At 40.2% G+C, this 17069-nt stretch carries 16 protein-coding genes; 6 read left to right on the top strand and 10 right to left on the bottom strand.

Going from position 1 to position 17069, the window contains the following annotated elements; all coding sequences use genetic code 11:
- Positions 1 to 123: 123 nt before the first annotated feature.
- On the bottom strand, positions 124 to 996 hold the full coding sequence (locus G6053_RS24590) for a serine hydrolase (protein ID WP_165308848.1): 873 nt from the start codon (positions 994 to 996) through the stop codon (positions 124 to 126).
- Positions 997 to 1149: 153 nt separating this feature from the next.
- Here G6053_RS24590 and G6053_RS24585 point away from each other — a divergent pair, with 153 nt between their 5' ends.
- Positions 1150 to 1692, top strand: coding sequence for a DUF1543 domain-containing protein (locus G6053_RS24585; protein ID WP_108636420.1), 543 nt, complete (start codon positions 1150 to 1152; stop codon positions 1690 to 1692).
- A gap of 122 nt (positions 1693 to 1814) precedes the next feature.
- On the opposite strand, the gene G6053_RS24580 is transcribed toward G6053_RS24585, so the two are convergent.
- From G6053_RS24580 to G6053_RS24555, 6 genes are all read right to left on the bottom strand, one after another.
- Positions 1815 to 3299: an amino acid permease gene (locus G6053_RS24580; protein WP_108636421.1), complete on the bottom strand. Its 1485-nt coding sequence runs from the start codon at positions 3297 to 3299 to the stop codon at positions 1815 to 1817.
- 144 nt (positions 3300 to 3443) lie between these two features.
- Entirely contained in the window at positions 3444 to 4091 is a 648-nt protein-coding gene (locus G6053_RS24575; protein WP_165308847.1) for an NAD(P)H-binding protein, read from the bottom strand.
- A 6-nt stretch (positions 4092 to 4097) separates the two neighbouring features.
- A complete protein-coding gene (locus G6053_RS24570; protein WP_108636423.1) occupies positions 4098 to 4511 on the bottom strand; it encodes an Rrf2 family transcriptional regulator in 414 nt (137 codons plus the stop codon).
- Between the two features lie 118 nt (positions 4512 to 4629).
- Positions 4630 to 5316 (bottom strand): hypothetical protein, encoded by a 687-nt coding sequence (locus G6053_RS24565; protein ID WP_165308846.1) that lies wholly within the window; start codon positions 5314 to 5316, stop codon positions 4630 to 4632.
- Between the two features lie 159 nt (positions 5317 to 5475).
- Complete coding sequence (locus G6053_RS24560; protein ID WP_206531817.1) at positions 5476 to 7422, bottom strand: M1 family metallopeptidase; 1947 nt, start codon at positions 7420 to 7422, stop codon at positions 5476 to 5478.
- A gap of 94 nt (positions 7423 to 7516) precedes the next feature.
- Positions 7517 to 7900: an ArsC family reductase gene (locus G6053_RS24555; RefSeq protein WP_346774511.1), complete on the bottom strand. Its 384-nt coding sequence runs from the start codon at positions 7898 to 7900 to the stop codon at positions 7517 to 7519.
- Between the two features lie 245 nt (positions 7901 to 8145).
- Here G6053_RS24555 and fbaA point away from each other — a divergent pair, with 245 nt between their 5' ends.
- The 5 genes from fbaA (at position 8146) to G6053_RS24530 (ending at position 13686) form a co-directional block, all read left to right on the top strand.
- Entirely contained in the window at positions 8146 to 9225 is a 1080-nt protein-coding gene (gene fbaA, locus G6053_RS24550; protein WP_165308845.1) for a class II fructose-bisphosphate aldolase, read from the top strand.
- Between the two features lie 218 nt (positions 9226 to 9443).
- The gene (locus G6053_RS24545; protein ID WP_165308844.1) at positions 9444 to 10118 is read left to right on the top strand and encodes a head GIN domain-containing protein; all 675 of its coding nucleotides are present in this window, start codon (positions 9444 to 9446) and stop codon (positions 10116 to 10118) included.
- 233 nt (positions 10119 to 10351) lie between these two features.
- The gene (locus tag G6053_RS24540) at positions 10352 to 11020 is read left to right on the top strand and encodes a sterol desaturase family protein (RefSeq protein ID WP_241254828.1); all 669 of its coding nucleotides are present in this window, start codon (positions 10352 to 10354) and stop codon (positions 11018 to 11020) included.
- Positions 11021 to 11160: 140 nt separating this feature from the next.
- Positions 11161 to 12612: an IS1182 family transposase gene (locus G6053_RS24535; protein WP_165308843.1), complete on the top strand. Its 1452-nt coding sequence runs from the start codon at positions 11161 to 11163 to the stop codon at positions 12610 to 12612.
- A 489-nt stretch (positions 12613 to 13101) separates the two neighbouring features.
- Positions 13102 to 13686, top strand: coding sequence for a 2,3-bisphosphoglycerate-dependent phosphoglycerate mutase (locus tag G6053_RS24530; RefSeq protein ID WP_108636429.1), 585 nt, complete (start codon positions 13102 to 13104; stop codon positions 13684 to 13686).
- Between the two features lie 49 nt (positions 13687 to 13735).
- On the opposite strand, the gene feoB is transcribed toward G6053_RS24530, so the two are convergent.
- From feoB to G6053_RS24515, 3 genes are all read right to left on the bottom strand, one after another.
- Complete coding sequence (gene feoB, locus G6053_RS24525) at positions 13736 to 15919, bottom strand: ferrous iron transport protein B (protein WP_206531816.1); 2184 nt, start codon at positions 15917 to 15919, stop codon at positions 13736 to 13738.
- Between the two features lie 3 nt (positions 15920 to 15922).
- Positions 15923 to 16171 (bottom strand): FeoA family protein, encoded by a 249-nt coding sequence (locus G6053_RS24520; RefSeq protein WP_206531815.1) that lies wholly within the window; start codon positions 16169 to 16171, stop codon positions 15923 to 15925.
- A 195-nt stretch (positions 16172 to 16366) separates the two neighbouring features.
- On the bottom strand, positions 16367 to 17026 hold the full coding sequence (locus tag G6053_RS24515) for a metal-dependent transcriptional regulator (protein ID WP_108636431.1): 660 nt from the start codon (positions 17024 to 17026) through the stop codon (positions 16367 to 16369).
- Between the last annotated feature and the right edge of the window lie 43 nt (positions 17027 to 17069).

The raw sequence follows: 17069 nt of genomic DNA, 5'->3' as shown, positions 1-17069 counted from the left end.
GGCATTAAGATAAAAAAAATAGGGAACTCTTCAGTTTCCTATTTTTTTTTACAACTCATACCCAGTCTCAAGAATAGACCGGCAGCTTCAATGTCATCATGGTATAATCTTGAAGTATTTAATTTATTTATTGTAATAATCCCATAGTAGTTTGGAGAGTTTACGTGTCAGCACTTCTGCTGCATTGGTTTTGCCCCAGCTCTGATCCTCATTGTTTTTGGTGAATATGCTAAAGACATAATCGCCTTTGGGCGCATTGACCAACATTACTTCATTACGTACATCATCCAGCGATCCCGTTTTGGAGGCGGCCTTTACCGTCGCGGGAATTTGGGAGAGCCCTCTTTCGTCATAGAACATATTGCCCAGAAAACGATACATGCGATCGGAGGATTTTTCTGATATTACCTTTCCCTGACGGATCAGGGTCAGGAGATCGGCCATCTCTTTTGGCGTGGTCTGTCCCCAGCCATATTTTTCCCAGTCTGTCTTTCTTCCCTCAGTTTGCGAGTTTACACGCGTATGCTGCAATTGAAGGTCGGCCATTAGTGTGTTGATGGCCATTCCTCCGCCAGCAAGTTTTTGATTCCAGATGCTTGTGACATTGTCACTGTAAGAAAGCATAAGAGCTACAAGAGTTTTGAGGTCGACCTTGCTACTGTCTTTAAAGAATTGCATCAGGCCCGAACCACCGTATTTTTGGCTCTCACGGTAGATAAGCTCCTGATCTAATTGCAACTGTCCTTTTTCAATTTTATCAAAGACACCCACTAAAATCGGGATCTTGACAACACTCGCTGTGGGAAAAATGCTGTCGGCTCCGATATTAACTTCCTTGTGTTTTTTTAGGTTATGTACATAGATACCTACTTCTCCCTGAAAACCCTGAATAAGCTGTTTAATTTGTTTTTCGAGTTTTCTATCAGTGCTTCGTTTTTGCCCGAAAGAGCATAAGGATAGAAATAATAACGTAAATGATAGTAAAATTTTACTCATAGTCAGGGGGTTATGTGTATTAAATGTGGTGAATAATCGTTATTTTTATTGTTCAGTGGGCTTAAGTTATGAAATATCCACGATTGAAAGCAAAAACAGGAATGAAAATAACCTGAATATTTGATATTCTCATACAAAGACAGATTATTGCATATGAAATTATTTATGATTTTGATTGGTTGTAAACCGAAAAATAGACGTACGGAACAACATGATATTTTTTTCGGAATCGGGAATGAACTGAAGGATTTTATAGACCCAATTAAAGATTTTTGGCCTGATGCCGATGGGAAAATTCATATTGATGCTTATCGGATCGTCAATAAGATTGGCGAGTATGAAATTGCGGTCGTGGAAAAAAATGATGCGGCAATTTCTGATACGGAATTGAAGTTGTTTTTTGTTAATCTGGGCGGTTATAAACCGAATGAATTTGATGAATTTCATTATAAAGAACTCATTGTTGCGCCGAATTTGGGAAAAGCTACTGAGAAGGCTAAACGAACTGTTTTTTGGAAACACCATAGCACGGCTCATATAGATGATAAATATGGCTTGGATGTCGATGATATTTATGAAATAGAAGATCTATTGCTTGATGCTGATAAGGAAAAATACCATATTCAAATTGTGCCCAAAACCGGATTGAAAGAAGATGTGATTGCAAATGGTTATTTTAAATTGAGCGCTTTGTAAGATATTGTCGGGGCATAGATATATCAAGTGTTGAACAATAACCAAAAAAAATAGCGGGCTTCCTAAAAAGAAACCCGCTATTTTTTACCAAGACAAGTATCACTACGTGGTGTTTGTCTCAATTATTCTATACCTTGTTGATCGCTATGTTGTTTACGGATGACACTATGCTTCTTACCATAAACGAAGTAAATCAACAGACCTAAGGCCAACCAAATTGCCAAACGCTCCCAGCTTTCAATAGGCAATGAAGCCATCATCAGCACGCAGACAATGATACCCATGATCGGAACAAAAGGAACTAAAGGTGTTTTGAATGGACGTTCCAAATTAGGATCTGTTTTGCGGAGTACCAATATACCTACACAAACCAATGTAAAGGCAAATAGGGTTCCTATACTCACCATGTGACCAAGATCAGAGACGGGAACAAATCCAGCGAAGATACTTACGAATACCATAAAGATTGCATTTGTTTTCCAAGGGGTCTGTCTTTTGGAAAGATCAGAAAATATTTTTGGAAGCAGGCCATCTTTACTCATGGAGTAGAATACCCGGCTCTGGCCAAGCAGCATGACAAGAATAACAGATGTATAACCTGCAATAATCGTAATAATTAATGCAGTATTCAGAAAATGATATCCTGTTTTCGCAAATGCCGTGGCTACTGGTTTGGCGTCGCCTTTAAACATCGTGTAATTTTCGATACCTGTCATTACATAGGAAAATAACACATAAAGAAGGGTACAAATGATCAATGAGCCGATGATACCAATTGGCATACCTTTTTTTGGATTTTTTGCTTCCTGAGCAGCAGTACTTACGGCATCGAAGCCAATGAAAGCAAAGAATACCACACCTGCTGCACGCAAAACACCGCTGATTCCAAAATGACCGAAGTCATCGCTCTTTAAAAAAGTCCATAGGCCTTGTTGACCATTCTTCACCATCTCTTCACCGGCATTTACAGGGATAAAAGGGTCGTGGTTTGCAGGGTTGATAAAGCTCCAGCCCAATGCGATAAAAATCAATACGACACCTACTTTTAAGATTACCAAGATGTTGTTTACGCGTGACGATTCCTGTGTTCCACGCATTAATAGTAGAGAAAGCAAACATACAATAATGATTGCCGGTAAATTAACCATACCACCTTCCCAAGGGCCTTTCAGTAAGGCGTCGGGTAAATGGATGTGGAAAATCATCAGGAGCTGATTAAAGTATTGCGACCAACTGACGGCTACGGTGGCACCGGCGAGGGCATACTCCAAGACAAGATCCCAACCGATTATCCAAGCCACAAATTCTCCCATTGTCGCATAAGAGTAGGTGTAAGCACTTCCGGCGACAGGAATCATGGACGCAAATTCGGCGTAACAAAGACCTGCAAAAGCACAGCCAACGGCAGCGATAATGAAAGATAGGATAACAGCCGGACCAGCATTCTCCGCAGCGGCAATTCCGGTTAAGGAAAATAGCCCTGCTCCAATGATTGCTCCAACGCCTAGCGCAATTAATCCGCCACTCGTTAATGTTCGTTTCAGTGTATGTTCACCATTTTCATTTGCCTCAGCAATCAGTTTAGGAATCGATTTTTTAAATAGCATAGGATTAATTCTTTACGATTATTTAGCTTTTTAATTGTTTAATTAATGTCAAATATAAATGATATCAACGACAAAAGGGAAGATTGCGCTTCCCTTTTGTAATAAAATTTTGTCTAAAATATAAATCAAACGATTGTATAGCTATTAGTAAGCTGCTGTAAAGCGTTTGTTTATAAATTGTTTATTTTCGATCTCGTCAACGATGGCTACAGCAAGATCCTCAACAGATAGTCTCGAACGGCCTTCGTGATCAAATACTGGCGCGTCCAACCCTGTACGGTACTTACCGGTTCGTTTACCACCTGCCTGTGGATTCATCTCTATGGCAGGACTGATCATTGTCCATTCAAGTTGGTCTTCTTTACGAATGATGTCCAGGTAATCTGCGGCCGCCAGGGCCCCGGGTTTGATCTCTTTCGGAAATTCGGGTGAATCGACCAGACGATTGCCTTCAATTAACAAACTTCCGGCTCCACCGACGACAATAAAACGTTTCACGCCGGCATCTTTAACAGCCTGTTGAATGGTCAAAGCCCCCTTAGTAAAATCTTCGTAAAGATTGGGGTTGGTCCAACCAGCGTTAAATGCCGAAACAACGATATCTGTACCTGTCAAAGCGCTTACCAGTTGATCGTGGTTATTAATATCAACTGCTACTTTTGTTATGCTGTCATTCGACGGAATGCCTTCTGTATGGCGAGCGAGTGCAACGACTTCGTAATTCCGGTCAACCAATTCTTTGACAAGATGTGTTCCTACATATCCTGTGGATCCAATTACTGCTACTTTCATGTGTTTTTAATTAAATGTTTTACTAAAATCAGCAAGCGTCATTTTCTCCAAACGTACTACAATATCAGTGTCGACTTCCTGATAAAGATCTTGCAATTTGGCATTGATGTTTTTACCGACAATACAAGCCGGGTTTGGGGTATTGAATTTACCCGATAGCTCATTTTGTTTTGTGCTTTGATAAATGTCTGCAAGGGTGATGTGCTCTTTTTTATTGTTTATGCGAATTCCTCCACCTTTGCCCTCTTTACTGATTAATAAAGCGGCCGCTTTCAGGGAGGAAATTTCCTTGCGGACGACAACAGCGTTTACTTGGATACTTGAAGCAATGTATTCAGAGGAAAGCCATTGTCCGGACTCCTCCAATTGTGCTAGAACCATAATATGTAAAGCTGTTGCAAATCTCAAGTTGTGTAACATCCGGCTGCTGATTTTTTAATTTTGATAACTCAAAAGTAATGGAAAAGGCTCTAAACTGAAATAAAAAATATTACAGTTTAGAGCCTTCTGACAATTACGTGATAAAAACGCTTGTTTTTTATTTTTTCTCGTTAAATTTCTTGTAACTATCCATCACGTAGACCCGTAATGTTTCTTGGCTGCTATTTTGGATAAACTTATAAGAGGGTCTGAATCTTTCTTTAAATAAAGCTAGTTCGGATCCGTCAAGTGGTGTGACTTCTTTAATGAGGTTGTCCGTAAACTTGCGGTCGACCGTTCTTTTTTCCAGTTCCGCGACAAGAAGTTTGTAATTTGAGCGGGCCTGTTTTCCTTCCTTACTGAATATACGGCTTGGAGAGATACGGATCCCGCCACGGTTTTGGCTGGCATCCGAATATTTTCCGGCGACTTTCTCGCGTTGGATTTCAGCTGCAAGTCTACTATCGGTCATCCGTTCAACAACAACCTGATTCAATTCAATGGGCGTATTTATTCTGTTCAAATAGATTCTTCGCAAGCTCGAATCATATATAAATACCGTATCCTGTTCGTATCCGGTAGCTTTAATCAAAAGTAGATCATTGATATTGGCATCAATAGCAAATGATCCATCCCTATTGGTCTGAACTTCTACTTTGCTCCGTAAATTCTGGATGTGTGCAGCCTCAATTTTTTCTCCGCTGACAAGCTCCATTATAATACCTTTGGTTTTTTCCTGTGCAAATAGCTGCCCGTTGATCAACATGATAAATAAGCAGCTTAGAATCGTTTGTGTGACTTTCATGGGGATAATATATATATATACATAAATGAGCTTGTTACCTTCCGTTTTATTCGTCTAGCGCAATGAAACCATTATGAGCAATTTTTTGACGTGTTCATAATGGTCTCCTAACGTAGAATTTCTTTACCAAAAATAACGAATAGATTTTGAATTAACGCTCTAATTTGCCTTCCATGTATTATTATCCGGATTGTTGTCAGGCATGACATCGTCAGGATCCAACTTTACGGACTGCAAGGCTTCGTTTGTAGGGATTTTAAACTGCCAAACGTTATTTCTTTCCCAGACTTCCACCGGTAATTTTTTTCTTATTTTTTTGCCCGAAACTGTGGTTGCTTCAACGATAACTGGCATAGGCAATTTTTCCAGGTTTTCTACCGTGACCAACGCTCCTAACATAGGCTGATTGTTGACGTACGAAACGGATTTGATCGCCTGATCCATTTGCCAGTTATTGACAAACCATCCACGCCAAAACCAATTAAGGCTTTCTCCAGTTCCGTTTTCGATCGCTTTAAAGAAATCCTCGGGTGTTGGATGTTTGTAAGCCCATTCCTGAATATATTTTTTGAAGGCGTAATCGAAGCGTTCTTTGCCAATAATCTCATTACGCAATAATTTGAGCCCATAAGCCGGTTTGTAATAAACAAGGGCGCCGATATTGCGTTCCTTCATATTTTGTGGTGTACTCATGATCGGCTCGAGATTTTGCGATGTGAAAATATACGAACGACTGGCCTGCGGACGATGATACTCACCATTATTGAATTCTTGAGTTGCCAGTTCATTGATAAAGGTATTGAACCCTTCATCCATCCAGCCGTGCTCACGTTCGTTGGACGCTACAATCATAGGAAACCAGTTATGGCCAAATTCATGATTGGTGACTCCCCAAAGAGAACCTGCTTTGGCCTGATTGCCGCAGAAAGACAAGGCGGGATATTCCATGCCACCTACGTTGGAAGCAACATTTACGGCTACAGGATAGGGGTATTCAAACCAATTTTTGGAATAAATTTCGATGGCGGCTTTGGTATATTCTGTCGAACGTTCCCAGGCATTGTTGCTATTGCTTTCTACTGGATAGGCTGATAGGGCAAGTGCTTTTTTGCCGCTTGGTAGATTGATTTTGGCTCCATCTAATATAAAGGCGGTGGAGGAGGCCCAGGCAATATCCTGTGCATTATTGAGCTGATATTTCCAAGTTAAAGTCTTTTTGTTCGGCCTTGAACTTTTTGCTGTCACTTCTTCGGCTGAGCGAATCAATACCGTTTCATCACTACGTAGCGCAAGCTGATATCTTTTGAACTGGTCTGCCGTAAATACTTCCTGTGGATTTAAAAGTTCACCCCCCAGTACAACGATGTGGCTGGCTGGCGCGGTGATTTCGACCTGATAATTTCCGAATTCGCGGTAGAATTCTCCAGGCCCTGTATAAGGCAGCGTGTTCCAGCCTCTAATATCATCATATACACAGAGCCTGGGAAACCATTGTGCGATAGCATAGATTTTACCATTCTTAGTATCCAGAATGCCTGTACGGTCGGCTCCATATTGGGGTACTATATATTGATAGGTGATCTTAAAGGTGATTTTTCCACCCTTACTTTTCAGTGCAGCCGGAAGTCGCAGTTGCATACGGGTATCATCTATGATATGCTCTATGGCTTTTCCATTGACATCGGTGACAGACTGAATCTGATAACCGCCATCAAATTTTGAGTTCCCGTCGCCATATCGGCTATTAGTCAATGGGGAAATCAACTGGCCACGTCCATGTTGTGAAAACATATTTTGATCCAATTGCAACCAGAGGTAATCCATGTTGTCAGGACTATTGTTACTATAGGTAATCTCTACTGTGCCGGTTACCTGATCGTTTTGATCATTTAATGATGCCTGTATTTTGTAGTCCGCAGCATTTTGCCAATATCCAGGACCGGGTTTACCGGCCGCAGAGCGATAATCATTTCCATTATTCTTGAAAAACAACGGGGCAAAGGCTTGGGTATAACTATAGTTGGATGTTTTTTCCTGGGAAAAGGACGGAAAAGCATAGCCCAATGCAATAAGGCTGAAAGAAGCCAATGCAAGTCTTTTCATCATATCTGTTCGAATTAAATTACGTTTATTGGTTACAATATACAATCGTTAGTTTGTACTTACAAAAAAAAGCTCCTTTTTAGGGAGCTTGTAACAACTATTTTAAGTTGATTTTATAGTCGTCTTCACTGAATCCGAGCAGAATACCTTTACCATATTCAATCACTGGGCGTTTGATCATGCTTGTGTGGTCTTTAAGTACTTTATTGGCGCTACTGGCGTCGACAACCTGCGCTTGCTCTTCGATTGTCAATTTCTTCCAAGTTGTCCCTTTTTTGTTGACCAAAGACTGCCAGTCCACTTTTTTCTCCCATTCTTTAAGTTTTTCATCACTGACGCCTTCTTTTTTGAAGTCATGAAATTGAAAATCAATCTGATTTTCTTCTAACCATGTTAAGGCCTTCTTTACTGTGTTACAGTTTTTGATACCGTATACCTGTAGCATAATGATTCCAATATTGGTGAGCTCAAATTTAATCAATCCCTGATTTATTTACGGAAGTATCCCGTGTATTTTTTTAACAGAAGAAGCGATGTCCCTGTGGAACGAACTGATTTAATTCCGGCAGTAGACCGGGGTAGGTGTATCGCGATTCCAGCGTTTAGGGTAATAAACAAACTGATAGTGTATTTAGTACACTATAAAAATTAGGAAGTAATAATTATTTTTAATAATTTAGTAGCTTCAAGAGTTAATAAAGATTAAAATAAATCAATAACAGTAATATGAGCCTAAAAGATTTTAAAGGTGTATTGACGGGAGATCAAGTACAAGAGTTGTTTGAAGTTGCAAAGACGCATAAATTTGCTTTGCCTGCGGTAAACATTATCGGAACAAATTCTATCAATGCGGTAATGGAAACTGCTAAAGCAGTAAACTCTCCTGTAATTATTCAATTGTCAAACGGTGGTGCGCAATTCTATGCTGGTAAAACATTAAATAATGATAACTTGCAAGCCTGTGTATTGGGTGCGGTATCTGCAGCACAGCACGTACATTTATTGGCAGAACACTATGGTGTTGCCGTAATTTTGCACACGGATCACGCGGCTAAAAAACTTTTACCTTGGATCGACGGTTTATTGGATGCGGGTGAGAAATTCTTCGCACAACACGGTAAGCCTTTGTTCTCTTCACATATGTTGGATCTATCTGAAGAACCGATCGAAGAAAATATCGAAATTTCTGCAAAATACTTAGCACGTATGAAACCATTGGGTATGACTGTAGAGATCGAATTGGGGGTTACGGGTGGAGAAGAAGATGGTGTTGACAACTCAGATGTGGACAGCTCTAAATTATACACACAACCAGAGGAAGTTGCTTATGCATACGAAGAATTGTCTAAAGTATCTGACAAATTTACCGTTGCAGCAGCATTCGGTAATGTACATGGCGTGTACAAACCGGGTAATGTAAAATTACAACCGGTCATCTTACATAATTCACAAGAGTATATCCGCGAAAAATACAAGCTTACTGCCGAAAAGCCAGTTAACTTTGTGTTCCACGGTGGTTCTGGTTCCTCACCTGAAGAAATTGCAGAAGCTATTTCTTATGGAGCGATCAAAATGAACATTGATACCGATATGCAATGGGCTTTCTGGGATGGTGTGAGAGGTTATGAAGCTAAAAATCACGATTATTTGCAAGGACAGATCGGAAACCCTGAAGGCACTGATTCTCCAAACAAAAAATATTACGACCCACGTGTATGGTTGCGTAAGGGTGAAGAAGCATTTGTTGCTCGCCTGAAAGAAGCATTTGCTGATCTGAATGCGGTAGATGTAAACAGCAAGTTGTAAGCAAAACGAAATATAAATAGCGGGGTGTCCTAATTTTTAGGACACCTTTTTTTTGTCAAAATAGGTTAAAAAGAAGTATGAGGATGATGATTGGCGTGTTTTTTGACGGCAGAAAATACGGAATAAGTCAATATGCGCACATAGTCCCTGTAAACAAATTAAATGAAAATACAGCTGGAAAGGGCATATCAGGTAATCAAAAAACGGATAATATAACTATGAAATTTTTAGGAATCAGTGCGTTTCTTTTATTAATGACCCAAGTGGGATTTGGGCAGGCTAAACAAAATGTAGGGGATTTTAGTTCGGTAGTCGCGACAGATAAAATACAGGTAGAATTGATCAAGGCCAATGAGTCTCTGGTGACATTCGAAGGGCAGAACTACGAGAATGTGAAGGTGGTCAATACGAATGGTGCTTTAGCTTTAAAAATGAACACGCTAAATATGCTGCAGGGTGGCAATATCTCTGTGAAAGTTTACTACAAAAGTTTGAAAAATGTAGAAGCAAAAAAGGGAGCAAAGGTATTTGCTACGTCAAACAATACTGTGTTGGCTGATCATCTCAAAGTCTACGCTTCCGAAGGTGGTCTTGTCGATCTGCACGCGGAAGCAAAAAGTGCTGAAGTGAAAGTAACCTCCGGTGCAACAATAGCACTTTATGGTAAAGCGGAAAAACAGGAGATTATCTCCAATTTTGGCGGCAAATATGAGGGGAAGGATTTTAAGACGACAACAACTACAGTTACTGTAAACGGGGGTGGAAAGGCTGAAGTCAATGCGGTGGATTCCATCGAAACAAAGACACGTGGTGGCGGTACGATAGACGTCTATGGCAAGCCTGAACAACGCGTTGAAAAGAAAATGGCAGGCGGAACAGTCAACTTTAAATAGTAAACTGTCTTGATTTTGTCAATTTTGACTCTTATGAATTCGCGGTTAAAATGCTGAAAATTTAAGAAAATTAGAGTTAAAAGATCAAATAAAAGGTTTTAAGCTGTAAAGGACGTTAGCAGGTGTTTAACTTTTTTATTGAAAAGGTCAGATATTTTGTTTTTCTAGCCTACACCCTTCTTCATTTGTGCTTAAAATACTTATTTTTGTGGGGGAATAATAAAAATAGTATTATGGCAAAGCGTAATTATGTTTCAAATTCTACGGAATCTACACGCATGTTCAAAAATGACTTTTTAGAGTCGTTGACGAAAGTGCACTGGAGCGTACCTTTGATTTTCTATGTACCCGTAGTTGTTTTCTTTTCATATAAAGCTCTGGTCTGGGGTGATGTTGATCTATTGACATATATTGGTTATTTTGTTTTTGGTTTGGCATTCTGGACAGTATTTGAATATGCATTACATCGTTGGGTATTTCATTTCCACCCGACATCGGAATGGGGGAAACGGATCGCTTTTATCTTTCACGGTGTACACCACGACTACCCTAGAGATCGGATGCGTTTGGTTATGCCACTTTCAGCCAGTATTCCGTTAGCGGCTTTGGTGTATTTTGGATTTACATTGTTCTTTTCGAATGAATTTATCTTAGCTTGCTTTTTCTCCGGATTTATGGTGGGTTATCTGATCTATGATGAGTGCCACTACGCCATGCATCACGCAAATTTTAAGAGCGGAATCTTCAAGCGTATTAAGCAACATCACATGCTGCACCATTATTCAGATCCAGAAAAAGGATTCGGTGTGAGTTCGTCCTTATGGGATGAAATCTTGCGCTCAGGTTTTGAGGAAAAAGAACCAAAAAAAGAGTCTTCGACATTAAAAGAAGAAAAAGCATAACGCTTTTTATTAGATCGTATTAGAAAAAAAGCCTTTGGAATTTTTCGAGGGCACTGAAAAAGTCCTTTAAAAAGGAGTGGAAAATCTAGGATTTTCCACTCCTTTTTTTGTATCTTATAGTTGTATTTTATGTTCATCCAATGTTAGTTCAACAACAAAAAATCCAACTTAGTGAATATTCCAGGCTCTACGATCTGATTGTTCCTAAAGACAATCTACTTCGCAAGATCAATGAAATGATAGATTTTAGTTTCATTTATAATGAGCTTTTGGATAAGTATTGTTCAAATAATGGGCGGACTGCAGAAAGCCCTGTCCGGATGTTCAAATATCTGTTGTTGAAAACCATATTCACCGTTTCAGATGTTGATGTTGTGGAGCGCTCCCGTTACGATATGTCCTTTAAATATTTTTTGGAGATGTCACCTGAAGAGGATGTCATCAACTCCAGCTCTCTGACGAAGTTCCGTAAACTGCGGCTTAAGGATATGGATCTGTTGAATTTATTGATAGGGAAAACCGTTTCCATAGCATTGGAAAAAGGTATTATCAAATCCAAGTCCATCATCGTTGATTCGACCCATTCGCTTTCCCGGTCGAATCCATATTCCCCACTTGAGGTGCTCAGACAACGTTCAAAATTACTGCGTAAGGCTGTATATTCGATGGATGAGGATTTCAAGGATCAAATGCCTCAGAAAAATGAGTCAAATGATATCCGGAAAGAAATAGCATATTGTAAGGCGCTTCAAAAGCTGATTGAGTCTGATACGACTTTAAGCGAAATTCCAGCTGTAAAGGAGAAACTAAACCTGCTAAAAGAGACCGTTGAAGATACCCAGGAGAACTATATAATTTCCAAAGATGTGGATGCCAGAGTTGGGCACAAGACCGCAGACAGTAGTTTTTTTGGTTATAAGACGCATTTGGCAATGACAGAAGAGCGTATCATAGCAGCAGCAGTTGTTACCTCAGGAGAAAAGGGGGATGGTCCTGAACTACCAAAACTATTGAATCAGGCCCGGTCCAACGGAATGGAGGTAGATACCATCATAGGTGATGCGGCCTATGCTGGAAAGGAAAACCTGAAGCTTAAAGACCAACAAGGCAATAAAATCAAAATTGTAGCCAAGATAAATCCTGCAATCACCCATGGTGCCAGAAAAGAGGAAGAAAAGTTTGACTATAACAAGGATGCAGATATGTTTGTCTGTCCAGCAGGGCATCTGGCAATGTACAAGCGAGTGCAGGGTAAAAAGATATACCGGTGCAACCAGACAATGACGTATTATTTCGATGTCGAAAAATGCAAGGTATGCCCACTAAGGGATGGATGCTACAAACCGGAAGCTAAAAGCAAAACATATTCAGTCTCTATACGAACAGATGAGCATATAGAACAGGAGGTGTTTCAGCAGAGCGAATACTTCAGGGAAAAGTCGAGGCATAGATATAAAATTGAAGCAAAAAACAGCGAGTTAAAGAATGTTCATGGATATGACAGGGCGGATTCCTACGGCCTGGAAAACATGAAAATGCAAGGAGCACTGGCTATATTCGTAGTAAATCTAAAAAGAATACTCAAATTCTAGATTTGAGAGTCTCATTTCTGAAAAATCCTTTTCGAAAGTAGAAAACGCTCTCTAGACTCAAAAAACATACCAAAGTCGACCTTAGAGGAAAAAATAATATGCCGCTAAAAAATGAAGCGGATGAACATCTTATGATCTGTTCATCCGCTTATCTTTTTATAGACTATTTTATGTCTACTTTTTCAGTGCCCTAGAATTTTTCCAAAGGTTTTTTTTGTGGCAATAATTCCTGCTGCTGAAAAAATAGGGGTGACAAAGCAAGAAAGAGCAGAATTTTTGAGTCGGTTAAAAAAGCAGTTATTCGAAGGAAGTGAAAATACAAAATTTACGCATCACTGAGCTAACAGATTATTTTCCATAAAACAAAATCTGCGATAATGTTATTGTATTTATGGTTAGTGCTGAAACAGAGGAGAATTTAGGTTTCATAATACGAAGCCTATATAGACATGGTTTAGCTGACTATTCTTTGAAAAAAATAAATCAGTAATGGCAAAATTATTTTTGGTCCGCCATGGACAGTCGCAATGGAACCTGGAGAACCGTTTCACAGGTTGGCAAAATATTGATATTACAGCTTTAGGACAACTGGAAGCACAAAAGGCAGGAAAAGCATTAGCGAAAGAATCAATTGATATCGCATTTACCTCCACATTAATCCGGGCGCAACATACCTTGCAGATTATTCTGGATGAAATCGGAAAGCCTGATATGCCAATTGTGATAAATGCCGCCTTGAACGAACGGAGCTATGGAAATCTGGAGGGTTTAAATAAAGATGAAACAGCTGTAAAATATGGGGTGGAGCAAGTACATATCTGGCGCAGATCTTTTGATGTCGCTCCCCCGGGAGGTGAAAGCTTAAAAGATACCTATGATCGAGTGATACCCTATTTTGAACATGATATCAAACCAGAATTGGAGGTTGGTAAAAATATACTAATAGTCGCACATGGTAACAGTCTAAGAGCATTGATCATGTATCTGGAGCATCTTTCGCCAGCACAGATACTGGAGCGGGAAATAGCGACCGGAGATCCCATTACTTATCAATGGGATCAGATAATACATTAAGATAACCGTTTTTTTATTAGAATGAATACTCTTAGGTAAGCCCAGTTGATCAGGCAAACAAGGCCCATGCTTTTGTTACAAGGAAACACACGATCAGGCCATAAAATACCGGTAATAAGGTTGCTACCGCTGTCCATTTACGGCTGCCTGTTTCTTTATAAATCGTGTATATTGTTGTACTGCATGGGTTATGCAATAAACTGAAGAGCATCAGATTTACGGCTGTTAGTGTTGTCCATCCTCCGGCATGTAATAGGGCCGAAACTTGGTTTGCGGACCCTTCAAACAATATACCTGACCCAGCACCGACGGTACTGTCGCCGACCGCGATCACCGTTAACATTAATATCGTCGGAATAACAATTTCATTGGCTGGGATAGCGACAATATAAGCGAGTAAAATAACGCCGTTCAGACCTATAAACAAACCCATTGGATCGAGTCCATGAATGAGCCATTGTGCTATACTCTGGTCACTGATATGAACGTTGCAAATCAACCATATAATCGCTCCGGCCGGAGCAGCAAAGACGATCGCTCGCCATAGGACGATCAAGGTACGGTCGATGAATGAGGTGTATACAGTTTGAAAAAATCTTGGTGGACGATAGGGTGGTAGTTCCAGCGTGAAGAAGGAGGATTCTCCTCTGAGCAAGGTTTTTGACAAGAGCCAGGACGTGAAAAATGTAAATGCAATGCCCAGTATTGCAATAAAAATAACCGCGAACATGGCGACAGATCCTGACCACTTCGCAGGAACCAAGACCCCAAGAAAAAGAGTTGCTATTAAAATCTGCGTCGGCCATCTTCCATTACATAGTGAAAAGTTATTGGTAATAATGGCAATCAACTTTTCACGGGGACTGTTAATGATCCTTGTCGCAACAACCCCCGCGGCATTACAGCCAAACCCCATACTCATGGTCAGTGCTTGTTTGCCATGTGCGCCGGCTTTTTTGAATATACGATCCAGATTGAATGCTACACGGGGGAGATAGCCAAAATCTTCCAATAAAGTAAATAATGGAAAAAAGATCGCCATGGGAGGCAACATGACGGCTATTACCCAGGCGGTAGCCAGATAGATCCCGTCAATTAGAAAACTACTTAACCAAACAGGGAAGTGAAGGTATATGGTCAGCTCCTTTAAAAAAGAATAAACGTGATCCAATAGCAGGTATGATAATAGCTGAGAGGGATAATTTGCTCCGGTAATCGTAAGCCAAAGAATAAACCCGAGAAGCAGGAACATAATTGGGAATCCCCAGATTCGGTGCGTGACAATATGATCTATACTGCGATCCAGGCGAAATGACCGATTGTCGGAGTCAGTAGAAACATGTTCTTTTACGAGCTGACTGGCTTTAGCATAAATCGCTTCAACCAGATCATTTCGATAATGATCTCCAAGTTTGACCCGATATTCGTTTGCGCTATGCAAGAGGGGAGATAAATTTTCATTGTTAATGGAAGGGGACAACCGTCCTTTTTGTAATGCATTAATAATATTTTTATCTTCTTCAATCAATCGCATGGCCAGCCAATTAACATTGGACAGGTTGTTATCCAGTATATGTAAACGTTTTGCGATAGCCGCGACAGCCGTGCCAGTCTGTTTCGCCAGTTGGAAAGATATTGTTTTTGCTGGTTGAAAGCTGCCGTCTGCTACCTGATGGATGGCTGCTAACAGATCCGAAAGTCCTTCTTTGGTACGGGCACTGGTAGCGATAACGGGAATGCCAAGGTCCTTGGATAGGGTTCGTAGGTCAATTTCTATGTAATGACGTCGTGCCTCATCAATCAAATTGATGCAGAGGACCGCTTTATTGCTGATTTCGAGTATTTGTAGTACCAAACTGAAATTTCGTTGGAGCCTGCTGGCATCAAGGACTATGACTGTGACATCCGGTCTCCCGAATAAAATAAAATCACGGGCAACCTCCTCATCCTCGGATGTCGAGAGTAGGGAATAAGTGCCCGGAAGGTCAATGATTTTAAATTTTTCGCCTTGGTGTGAGTAGCTCCCTTCTGCTCGGTTAACTGTTTTGCCCGGCCAGTTTCCGGTATGTTGTTTTAGCCCGGTCAGTGCATTGAAAATAGAACTTTTTCCTGTATTTGGGTTTCCGGCCAAGGCAATCGTGTAAGCAGAATTTTCCGCATGCGCTCCCCATTGTTTCAGTTTTGACGTTGGATTTAGCTGACAGGTGTCGCAGGCAGTATGTTTTTTCATCATCGTCTATTTATGGGTGATCAATATCTGTAAGGCATCTTCCCGACGCAAAGAAATTAGCGTTCCGTGTATATTGTAGGCGATCGGATCGCCCAAAGGGCTTATATTTTGCACAGTTATTTCGGTGCCCCTGACAAACCCCAGGTCAAGCAAGCGTTGTCGAATTTCTTGACCGCAGTCCATTGTTATACCGTGGATGTTTGCGCGCTCGTCTTTTTTTAAAAATCCCAATGGTATAGTTTGTTTGTTTTTCAATGCTTATTTTATTTTTAGTTTTACTAAATTATAAAATTAGATTATACTAACAAAATATTCCGTGACAAATTTGATCTAGCATTGTTCCTGTACGCTTGTACAGATTTATTTTTTTGACATAGATGGCAGTGGAGTCATGGATGCTGGCTCCAGCAAATAGGATGATGTTGAGTAAAAATAGCAGTTAGCTATTTTTTAAGAAATAGGGCGTACAAGTAAGGTTGCTGTTACTTTGCTACTGAGTACTTCTGCCGACCGGCTGTCATAACTAACTGTGATACTGCGGTCAAATGGTTCGATAGCGTGAATCGTTAATGTTGTGCCCAATTCGAGGTTTTTAGAGTTTAGGTATTGTAACAATTCTTTGGAGGAAGGCTGTACCGCCATTAATGTGACCACATTGCCAATTTTACAGGTGTCAAGGAAGATATAGTTCTCCGAACGCATTACACCATTATGGTCAGGGATTGGTGAGCCGTGTGGGTCTACCGTAGGATATCCTAATAACTGATCCATTTTGGTGAAAAATTCAGGCGAATGGATATGCTCGATCTGTTCGGCAATCTGGTGAACTTCATCCCATGCAAACCCCATTTTTTCAACTAGATACATTTCCGTGAGTCGATGTTTTCGTATAATAAGTGCAGCTTCTTTTTTGCCTTCTTCTGTCAATTTGAGGGGTTTATAACTCTCATAATGGACAAAGCCCTTTTCTGACAGTTTTTTCATCATGCTATTGACCGTTGGCATTTTAATGTCCAGTCGTTTACTGATTTCGTTGACAGTAGCCTCACCTTTTAGGTATGTCAGATTATATAACGCTTTTAGATAGTTCTCTTCAGTCTGTGATATCATAACGCAAATTTACCAAATATTAGTGTTGTCTAATAGTAAAGTT

Source organism: Sphingobacterium sp. DR205 (genome assembly GCF_011064245.1).
GTDB lineage: Bacteria > Bacteroidota > Bacteroidia > Sphingobacteriales > Sphingobacteriaceae > Sphingobacterium > Sphingobacterium athyrii.
Note: the sequence above shows the minus strand (reverse complement) of the source record. Positions and strands in the feature narration are given on the sequence as shown.

What these genes read in the sequence shown, in the direction of transcription:
- G6053_RS24535 (WP_165308843.1), top strand. Translation starts at nt 11,161, where the DNA reads ATGTTAGTTCAACAACAAAAAATCCAACTTAGTGAATATTCCAGGCTC.
- G6053_RS24560 (WP_206531817.1), bottom strand. Translation starts at nt 7,422, where the DNA reads ATGATGAAAAGACTTGCATTGGCTTCTTTCAGCCTTATTGCATTGGGC.
- feoB (WP_206531816.1), bottom strand. Translation starts at nt 15,919, where the DNA reads ATGATGAAAAAACATACTGCCTGCGACACCTGTCAGCTAAATCCAACG.
- G6053_RS24540 (WP_241254828.1), top strand. Translation starts at nt 10,352, where the DNA reads ATGGCAAAGCGTAATTATGTTTCAAATTCTACGGAATCTACACGCATG.
- G6053_RS24590 (WP_165308848.1), bottom strand. Translation starts at nt 996, where the DNA reads ATGAGTAAAATTTTACTATCATTTACGTTATTATTTCTATCCTTATGC.
- G6053_RS24585 (WP_108636420.1), top strand. Translation starts at nt 1,150, where the DNA reads ATGAAATTATTTATGATTTTGATTGGTTGTAAACCGAAAAATAGACGT.
- G6053_RS24545 (WP_165308844.1), top strand. Translation starts at nt 9,444, where the DNA reads ATGAAATTTTTAGGAATCAGTGCGTTTCTTTTATTAATGACCCAAGTG.
- G6053_RS24515 (WP_108636431.1), bottom strand. Translation starts at nt 17,026, where the DNA reads ATGATATCACAGACTGAAGAGAACTATCTAAAAGCGTTATATAATCTG.
- G6053_RS24570 (WP_108636423.1), bottom strand. Translation starts at nt 4,511, where the DNA reads ATGTTACACAACTTGAGATTTGCAACAGCTTTACATATTATGGTTCTA.
- G6053_RS24530 (WP_108636429.1), top strand. Translation starts at nt 13,102, where the DNA reads ATGGCAAAATTATTTTTGGTCCGCCATGGACAGTCGCAATGGAACCTG.
- fbaA (WP_165308845.1), top strand. Translation starts at nt 8,146, where the DNA reads ATGAGCCTAAAAGATTTTAAAGGTGTATTGACGGGAGATCAAGTACAA.
- G6053_RS24565 (WP_165308846.1), bottom strand. Translation starts at nt 5,316, where the DNA reads ATGAAAGTCACACAAACGATTCTAAGCTGCTTATTTATCATGTTGATC.
- G6053_RS24575 (WP_165308847.1), bottom strand. Translation starts at nt 4,091, where the DNA reads ATGAAAGTAGCAGTAATTGGATCCACAGGATATGTAGGAACACATCTT.
- G6053_RS24580 (WP_108636421.1), bottom strand. Translation starts at nt 3,299, where the DNA reads ATGCTATTTAAAAAATCGATTCCTAAACTGATTGCTGAGGCAAATGAA.